Below are 9,276 nucleotides of genomic sequence, written 5' to 3'. Positions count from 1 at the left end.
GTTTTTAAATGTTCCGATCCAGGGGCCGGGCCAGTAATTCCCATTGGCGTATTAGGAGTCAAGCGGGGATTGAACGAAGAATTTTTTACTCGCTGCCAAAGATTTTTCTGGTCGCGTTTAATTTCAATCACGCTTACACCGTGCGCCGCCTGCTCTTTTAATACCTCATGCTCTGGGCGACGGATAACACCCTGAGCATCGCGCGTTTCTGTGGGGCCATTGGGATGCAAAGTCGGATTAGTGTATTCGTGGTTGATTACCAGCAAGCCGTGATCATTCGGTGCATCGGAAAAAGGAAAATAGGCCATGCCGTCGTGATTTTGCCCTGCCTGCAATTGCTGCTCCTGCCAGCTATTGCTCGCATCAGCCTTCCAGGGCGCAGCGCCAGTCACCACCTCATCGCCCCATGAAAAAAACGCGCGCGCTGTATAGCCATCGGCGACCAACACACGGTCAAAATCCGGCGCGTGCTGAAGCGGTACTGAAGTGAATCCAATTTTTGGCGATGTATTTTTTAATCCAACGAATGGCGATGCCTTTTCATTGGTTGCTGCACAGCCCGATAAATGTCCACCCAAAAATCCTCCCAGCGCCAAACCCAATCCACCTTTCAATAAATTGCGACGGCTGGCGATAACCTCTGACAACCAGGGATTGTTGGACGGATTTACCGGAATATCATCGATATCCACCACCGGCATTTCATTTTTATTACTCATTGGCCATCACCATTATTCGAGTGCTAATACTGTGCGAATTTTTTCCCAGCTCACATATTTAAAATTCTGCGGCGCTTCCGGCATCACTTTATGACCATCCTGCACCACCAACATACCTTCGCCAAAAGCACCACCGAGATTGGCATGGGTAACTTCAAGGCCGTCCGTTTCCGAAACACCATCAATGCCACGCTCTGCATCCAGATCCACTCTAATCACACCGCGCGTTTTATAGGGCGCTGTTGCATCCAGAATCACATAGCTGTTGTTGCCTTGACTGGACACAACGAGATAGTGTTTATTCTTACCCTGATAGATGCCCATGCCTTCCACATCGGCAACCAACACATCACCGGCGCGCAATACTAATTCCACTTGCGTGCCCGCGTTTGGCTCAGCGCCAATTGTCCACACAGCTTCGTCTTCTTCACCAACGAATAAGCGCTGGTTTTTATCGTCAGCTACACAACCTTCCGGTTGGCTCTTTACAAAAAAACTGCGTACTTTCTTTCCTTGCCAGACATGAGAATTTTTATCTTGCTGATCAATCACAGCGCTTAATTGAATTTGCTGAAACTCACCGCTTTTTCCGTTGGGAATCGCATAGGTAACTCCGCTGGCATTTTGATACAAACAAAATCCATAAATTTCTTCAAGATCCGTTGCAACACTGCCAGAGAAACGTAATTTACCGTTTTTAGGATCAATCGTGTAAATCGCCAAACTGTTATCATCGCGATTGGTAGCAACGGCAATATCGACAACTTTTTTACCCAATGGCACTCCATAACGGACATCCACATTGTTTAATTTGCCCGTATTAAAATGCTGTACTTCACGACCTTGCATGTCGTACACAAATAATCCCTGTTGCTTATTAGTACCAATCACCAGACTTTTTTGCGGGCGTTTTTTATTGACCCAAATCGCTGGGTCATCAGCCGCATCACCAAAACGTGCCATAACCTGGGTTTGCACATCGGGTGTGATGCTCACTATGGTGTGTGGTGATTTTTTTTGCGGCACTGAGTCCCAAGGCAAGGATAAAAAATGATTGCCGGTTTTTTCATCGCCGACTACTAGTGCAAGTGAATTATTGCCTGCTGCTACAACAACCGCTTTAACCCTTTCCGGTTCATCGGTATTGGGAAGATCGACTAACTGCTGCTGTTTGAATTTACCTTCACGGGTGCTATAGACCGCAAGCTGTTTTTCTTCTGCCACCGCAGCAACCAAACCTTGTGGAACTACCACCAGTGATTCCACACTGCCGGATAAGGAACCAAAAGGTTTTTGCAAATCGACCGCGACACGACCGGGAGCAGATTCCTCTGATGCAACTTGCGCCCAGATACCAATGCCTTCTTCTGCGATAAACAATAAATCCTGTTCATCATCGACCGCGCAGGATTTACTGTTGGGTGCGATAGGTAAACGGCGCAGCAATTTTGCATTCGCCGTGCCTTTTGCATCTATGACCAACCAATGCTCCGCCGTGCCGCGCTCATCCAATAGATATAGAGCAAGATGACCATTTACGCGGCTTAGGCACAAGTTCTCAATTTTAAATTCCGGTGTTGGTAGACGCAGCAATTCGCGCAGCTTTCCCGATTCAGGATCAAGCGCAACCAGCCCCGGTTGTTGTTCCGGCAAAAATACCGTTGCCGCAACCAATTCGGACGATATTATTTTTCCAGTTTGTAATTGCACTGGATAACGCCAATCCAACAGTTCTGCCGGCAGTTTGAGTTGCGCGAGAGATTTACCACTGGCATCGCGCCAGTGAATGTCATCACCCAGCGCCAGAAAAGTAGATTGGTGCTGCAGCAAAGTGGGCAGAGGGGCGATCAATCCGTCTTTTAATGACGGCGGCAAAGTGGTAACTGCACCAACAGACGAACAAAAACCTGTAAACAAACAGGCAAGCAAGGATTTACGCAAACTGATCATAATCAAGACCTTTTTATAAAATGGCTCCAGCAGGAGCCATCCAGACTACAAACACACACTTAATCAAAACTTAAAACTGCATAAAGGTAATGCCGAGTTTGTAAGTGGCACCGTAGCTTTCGTATTGCGCGTTGTATTGGGTATCTTTCACGTAGGAATAATAAACTTCATCGGTCAAGTTCAGCGCTTCAAAATGCAGTTTGATAGATTCGGTCAAATAGTAACGCAGTGAAAAATCCAGCTGCATTTGATCATCAACATAAGCATCATAATCTGCTTCCATCGGCTCTAACACTTCCAACAAATAATTGGATTTATAATTAGCTGACAAACGCATACTGATTTTGTCCGACTCATAACCGATCATAAAGTTAGCTGAAGTATCGGATTGGCTGGGCATTGGAATATCGCGCGCGATAAATTCACCATCATCGTAACCACCAATTTCCGCAGTGGAATCGACAAAGGTCGCATTACCACCAATTAACAAACCATCCCAAGGCGACGGCAAACTGGTGAACTGTTTGGATGCAGCCAATTCGAGCCCCAGAATATCCGCTTTATCGCCATTAACAAAGGTTACCGCTTTATCAAAATCTTCGTAGCCCGCTGTGCCGCCCAAATCGGTTTGATAAACAAAATTATCGATAGCTTTGTAAAACGCAAACGCAGAAATAACGCTGGCTACACCAGGGTAATGCTCAATACCAAAATCGATATTGCTGGATTCCAGTGATTTCAAACCCGGGTTGCCAAATTCCGCTTCAATATCGCCATCATCCTCTTCAATTAAACGGCCGGGCGACAACTGTGCAAAACCGGGACGCACCACTGAATTAGTCCAGGCTGCACGCACTTGGGTTTTATCGCTGATGCTGTAGCGGATATGCAATGCTGGTAAAAAATAATCATCGGAATTCTCAAACGATTGCGCATTTAATTCTTCGTTCTCGCCATCGTATGAATTGCCCTGCGCGGTAAAATCGGTATTTTCATAACGTACACCAGTCAGGATACGCCAGTCATTGATATCCACGCGCCCCATCACGTAGGCAGCACTGGTATCTTCAGTAATCAGATAATCACCGATACTGCTTTCCACTTCGTCTTTTTCAGCATCTTCGATGGAGGATTTCACCTGTGCTGCATTAATGGTGCTGCCAAACTGACCCATTTGATAATCCACTTCACTGCCAGAAAATTCAGTGAGCGACGTATCGCCAGTAAAATCTTCGGCAATCCAGATATCAACATTATTGTCTTTTTCACGCTCAGCGTGTTTTACACCAAACTTCAATTGCGCTGAATTACCTGCTAATTCGAGATCTCGCGTAAAGTCCATATTGATCGCAGTGCTCTCATCATTGGTATTGGTGCTGCCCAATTCGACCTCGTCCAATTTATAGCTGGCGGATTGATAATATTCAGCCGGAGCCGTAATCAGTATCTTGCCCGTATTGGTGTGGGAAAGATCGAAAGCTTCATCGGCAATAACATCGTCATCTATTTTAAATACGGCGCCAGCGACGTTTTGCGGTTCATCTTCGCTGGATTTGCTGTAGGCAACACGATAATCCACAGTCCACTTATCCAAACGGGTTTGACCACCCAAAGAAGTCGAGAGAATTTTTTGTGTTTCCGTGCGGTCTTTTAAATCGCGCTGCACTTCAGCCGAACCTACTTCACCTTCAGCAAGCGCATCTTCAAACTCAATCACATTCGCCAAACGAATTTCTGAATCGGTATATTCGCTGTAAAGATTGCGCCAATATAAATCCGTGTCATCACTTGGCTTGTAATCCAGATTTAACGTGACGCCTGAACGTTCACGAGTAATGCGGTAATCGCGCTGTTCCATTTCTTCGAGGCGCGCTTCGCCATCTTCAAAATCCCATGCACCGCCAGTTTCGACGTTATCGGAACCGAATTCACGTTTGAATGAACTTACACCAAATGCAACACCGAGATTATTGTCGTCGCCACCGAGGCTAAATTGGTTGCTCGCAGTCGCTGCTACTTTTGGGCTAGTCTCTTCGGTATTTTCATCGTAACTGCCTTCAGCAGTGAGCTGATAAAAGAAACCATCGCGATCAAACGCTGACAAACTTTGTACATCAATGCTGCCGCCGAGTGAATTGGCATCCATATCCGGCGTTAAACTTTTGGTCACAGTTAAGTTTTCTAACAAATCCGACGGAATTACATCCAGTGCTACTGCGCGACGATCCGCATCCGGCCCGGGCACACCTACACCGTTAATAGTCACCGCGTTGTAATCCGGCCCCATTCCGCGCACGCGCACATAGCGGCCTTCACCTTGGTCGCGCTCAATCGATAGACCCGGCAAACGCTGCAAAGATTCGGAAACGTTAGTATCAGGAAATTGGCCAATCGCGTCGGCCGATACCGCAGTAAGAATATTATCGGCGCTGCGTTGTTTGTTGAGTGCTTTGTTTATACCAGCGGCCTGCCCGATCACAATCACATTTTCCACCAAACCAGATACACCCACTAATTGAAAATTTTCGCGTGTGGTTTGTTGATCCTGCACAACCACCGAACGCTTAATATCATCCGCACCGATATAACTGGTGACCAAGGTGTAATCACCAGCCTTCACATCTAAAAACACAAAACGCCCATCGCGTTGACTTACCGCTTCGCGATTCAATTCCGCAATGCGAATTTTTGCACCCTGCAATGCAATACCTTTTTCGGTAGCTTTAATTTGCCCTTCAATACGGCCATCGGCCAGCGCGCTGCCCGCGAGACCGGCAACCACTACGGCCATCGCCGTCTTAACAAAATTTCTTTTTTTGGATATGAATACAGTTTTTTTCACAGTGTGCTCCCCGATCTTTTTAAAAGGCTCGATAGTTAAAACGCCAAGAGATTTAGACGACGCCAAACTAGGTGGAATAAATGACACTTCTGTGACGAGCAGGCTCTGCAGCCAACAAATAGGCTGAGCTGATTTGCCTCCCTGCAACTAAGCGAGCGATTTTTTCAGACAAAACCAACATTCATAAAACTGTCATATTGATTTGTTATCGGTGCAGCACTTTTATCCCCATGGGTTGCGAGCCGTTATGTTGAAACACCATAAATGGAAACTGTTTTTTGTCGGTATGGGCGCAAATCTGGCTTTGATCGCCAGTCTTGCCGTCGCCGATTTAAAAGTATTGGCCGAGATAAATTGGCTTGATGTACTCAGTGAGGGCGGAGCCGCGATGCTCGCGTTGGTATGGTTGGGATTGATTTTGCACAGTCGCCCCGCCGGACGCGTCACGCAATATTTAAGTTTGGGATTAAGCGGAATTTTTTTGGCAGGCTTTCAGGATCTACTTGATGAATTTATTCGTTTCCCAGAGGCGACTCGCTGGGATCATTGGATAGAATCGGGCTGTATGCCAATTGGCTTGGTGTTGCTCACACTCGGTATTTTCCACTGGCATAAAGAGCAACTCAGCATTAATGAACAGTTGCGCAAACGTGAACGATTGTTTCGCGAACACCGCTGCCTGGATTTCACTACCAATTTGAGCGGAGCCGATTATTTACGTAAGCAACTACTACAGGCGCTACCAGAACATCGCAACGCTGAACAATCACTCGCGCTCTTGTTTATTGACGTGGATAACTTTCGTGAAATCAATCGTCGCTACGGCCATCAGCAGGGTGATCACTTATTACAGTCACTGAGTGAATTGATGCTATTGAACATTCGGCGCAGCGATGTGTTGTGCCGCTACGCCGGTGACCGGTTTGCATTAATACTGCCCAACACCGGACGGGTGGGCGCGGAACAGATGGCCAGCGAACTCTCTGCGGCAGTCCAACATTTTGCTTACAAAACTCACCATGAAGATCAGAGCCTGTTTCAATCTGTCAGTATTGGTATTGCAGTTGCCAGTAGCGATCTGGCACTAGCCGACTCAGTTGAAACCCTGATCGAGCGCGCGACCATTTCACTGCTGCACGCAAAAGAAAAAAGTCACGACAACCTGCATCGTGCCGCATGATCAACAACATGAACAACAACTCCGATGAATTGATCGCCGAGGTGGACGCCTGTTATCAACCAGCGCCCTACTTTGAAATTGATACGCCTTTTATTCCCGCCCACGAATGGCCAAGTACGCTTATCGATATCGCACTCACTCGCGGCATCGAAGAACATAAATTGCTACGCAATACTGGTATTTTTCGTGAAGACATTGCCACAGAACATTGTCAGCTTGCGCCACAGCAATGCTTCCAACTTATCAATAATCTGCAAAAATATTTCCACAACCATGAGCCTGGTTTTTTATTAGGCCACAACCTGTTTACGCTTAGCGGTACTACCGCAGCAGCGGCGCTCAATACCGCCACTAACCTGCAAGCGGCGCTAGATATTCTAATTGATCAACAGACGCGGCTGATGCCACTGCTAGATATGCGCTGCAGCTATGAGCAAGACAATCTGGTTATTTGCTGGCAGGACGCCTATGGCGCAGATTCCAGCATGGTGTTTTTGTTGGAAATGATGTGCACCGCACTCAGTTCACTCACCCGCTGGCACAGCGAAGAAGCCGTCCCCTGGCAATTCCATTTCACGCATAGCAAACCCACTTACATCGAACAATACGATGTCCATCTGGGGAATCGCGTACACTTTTCCAGCCACATGAACGCGATGTCGGTTGCGCGCGATTACTTGTATTACCCTTGGAAACATTCTGACTCTGCTGCATTAGAGAGTGCAGCAAAAACGGAATACATCCAGCAGCCGTCAATTGCCACCCAGCGCGGTTTTTTGAGCGAGATATATCAGTACCTGCACCACAACATCCACTACAACCCTAGTCTCGATAAAACCGCCGACGCCTTTGGGATGAGCAATGCCAGCCTCAAACGTAAATTAAAAAAACATCGCAGCCACTTTCAGGAACAATACGACCTGGTGCGCAAAGATCTCGCACTCTATTGGCTTCATCAAGCGGGCTGGAATAAAGAACAGGTCGCACAAGCTTTACACTTTTACGACGTTGCCAATCTGCGCCGGGCGTTTAAGAAATGGACGGGGACCCTCCCACAGACAAAGGAAAGACGAAATTAGTCAAAATCAGTAAGCAGCGTGGAGATAAGCGCTGCATTAGAACTAATTAGCCTAAGCACCTTCAGGAACCTATGCAAACCTGAACTACACTTCTATTCACCCCCCCCCCAGTTTCGGTGAGAGGAAGAGCAAGTCATGTTTTTTAATGGTGCATTGAAGCAACAACTGGCTGAATCGCTGGACAACTGCGAGTCGCTGGAATCACTGGTTTCCGCAATTAGTAGCAACATCCCAGTTATCGAATTCTCACCGGAAGGTACGATCATTCATGCGAATCATTTGTTTTTAGGCGCAGTGGGCTACACACTCAACGAAGTAGTTGGAAAGCACCACCGCATTTTTTGTGAAGATGCCTACACCCTTACCGAAAATTATCGCCAATTTTGGCAAAAGCTGAAGAACGGCAATCCCCAGCAAGGCACATTTATGCGATTGACTAAAACGCATAAACTCATCTGGTTAGAGGCCAGTTATTTCCCGGTTTACAGTCAGGGCAATGTCAGCAAAATTCTTAAAATAGCGAAAGATATTACCCAACAAGTAAAACAATCTCACGATTTTGAAGCCATCCTTACCGCACTCAATAAATCCCTTGCTGTGATTGAGTTTACACCTGACGGAAATATTATTACCGCTAATGATAACTTCCTACAGACCATGGGTTACCGGTTGAATGATATTGTCGGGCAACACCATCGCCTATTTTGTAACGATGATTTTTATCGTGAAAATCCCAATTTTTGGAGTGACCTTGGCAACGGTCGCTTTCAAAAAGGCCAATTCCAACGCAAGCATCGCACAGGTAAAGCGGTTTGGCTGGAGGCGACTTACAATCCCATAGTAGTAGAAGGAAAAATTGTAAAAATCATAAAATTCGCGAGCGATATCACCGCCCAGATAGCACACGACCAGGCAGTTTACGATGCCAGCCAGTTGGCCTATACCACCTCACAAGAAACCATGAAGAGCGCGCAGGATGGCGAATTGTTATTGGATAGAACGGCCGACAGCTCAAACAATATGTCCAGCGAAGTAGCCGGCTCCTCAAGCTTGATTGCAAAACTACTGGAAGAATCGAAACAGATTTCGGCAATCGTTAATACGATTCGCAGTATTGCTGAGCAAACTAATTTGCTCGCGTTGAATGCAGCTATTGAAGCAGCTCGCGCAGGAGAAAATGGACGCGGCTTTGCTGTGGTTGCCGATGAAGTACGCAACCTGGCCGCGCGCACCAGTAGCTCAACGGTTGAAATTGAAGAAGTTGTTCGCCGCAATAGTAGTCTGACCATGCAAGTCATGACCAGTATGGAAAGCGCTCGCCAACAAGCTGAGGATGGCAACCGTTTAGTGCAGGAAGCGGTTGCTGCAATAGAATCAATAAAAGCAGGCGCAACAAATGTCAGCCACGCAGTCGCCCAGCTCGCAGAGTATAAAAAAAGCATTTAACTGAAAACTGAAAACTGAAAACTGAAAACTGAAAACTGAAAACTGAAAACTGAAAACTGA

6 protein-coding genes are annotated in these 9,276 nt (G+C 46.8%); 3 read left to right on the top strand and 3 right to left on the bottom strand.

Features of this window, described 5'->3' with window-relative positions; translation table 11 throughout:
* From ACWA6V_RS08670 to ACWA6V_RS08660, 3 genes are all read right to left on the bottom strand, one after another.
* The coding region (locus tag ACWA6V_RS08670; RefSeq protein ID WP_449522109.1) for a PhoX family protein at positions 1-719 on the bottom strand (719 nt) is incomplete at its 3' end.
* 12 nt (positions 720-731) lie between these two features.
* The gene (locus tag ACWA6V_RS08665) at positions 732-2,669 is read right to left on the bottom strand and encodes a phytase (RefSeq protein ID WP_449522108.1); all 1,938 of its coding nucleotides are present in this window, start codon (positions 2,667-2,669) and stop codon (positions 732-734) included.
* Between the two features lie 70 nt (positions 2,670-2,739).
* Positions 2,740-5,511 carry a TonB-dependent receptor gene (locus ACWA6V_RS08660; protein ID WP_449522107.1) on the bottom strand — a complete coding sequence of 924 codons (2,772 nt, stop codon included), beginning with the start codon at positions 5,509-5,511 and terminating at the stop codon, positions 2,740-2,742.
* A 247-nt stretch (positions 5,512-5,758) separates the two neighbouring features.
* Here ACWA6V_RS08660 and ACWA6V_RS08655 point away from each other — a divergent pair, with 247 nt between their 5' ends.
* The 3 genes from ACWA6V_RS08655 (at position 5,759) to ACWA6V_RS08645 (ending at position 9,216) form a co-directional block, all read left to right on the top strand.
* Complete coding sequence (locus ACWA6V_RS08655) at positions 5,759-6,691, top strand: GGDEF domain-containing protein (RefSeq protein WP_449522106.1); 933 nt, start codon at positions 5,759-5,761, stop codon at positions 6,689-6,691.
* Positions 6,692-6,699: 8 nt separating this feature from the next.
* Positions 6,700-7,770, top strand: coding sequence for an AraC family transcriptional regulator ligand-binding domain-containing protein (locus tag ACWA6V_RS08650; RefSeq protein ID WP_449522105.1), 1,071 nt, complete (start codon positions 6,700-6,702; stop codon positions 7,768-7,770).
* Positions 7,771-7,905: 135 nt separating this feature from the next.
* Complete coding sequence (locus ACWA6V_RS08645; RefSeq protein ID WP_449522104.1) at positions 7,906-9,216, top strand: methyl-accepting chemotaxis protein; 1,311 nt, start codon at positions 7,906-7,908, stop codon at positions 9,214-9,216.
* The last annotated feature ends 60 nt before the right edge of the window (positions 9,217-9,276 follow it).

The organism is Cellvibrio sp., from assembly GCF_053579595.1.
This window is presented reverse-complemented; position numbering and strand designations above follow the sequence as displayed.

Excerpts from the sequence above, each read along its gene's own strand:
- ACWA6V_RS08665 (WP_449522108.1), bottom strand. The coding sequence starts at position 2,669 with ATGATCAGTTTGCGTAAATCCTTGCTTGCCTGTTTGTTTACAGGTTTT.
- ACWA6V_RS08655 (WP_449522106.1), top strand. The coding sequence starts at position 5,759 with ATGTTGAAACACCATAAATGGAAACTGTTTTTTGTCGGTATGGGCGCA.
- ACWA6V_RS08650 (WP_449522105.1), top strand. The coding sequence starts at position 6,700 with ATGAACAACAACTCCGATGAATTGATCGCCGAGGTGGACGCCTGTTAT.
- ACWA6V_RS08645 (WP_449522104.1), top strand. The coding sequence starts at position 7,906 with ATGTTTTTTAATGGTGCATTGAAGCAACAACTGGCTGAATCGCTGGAC.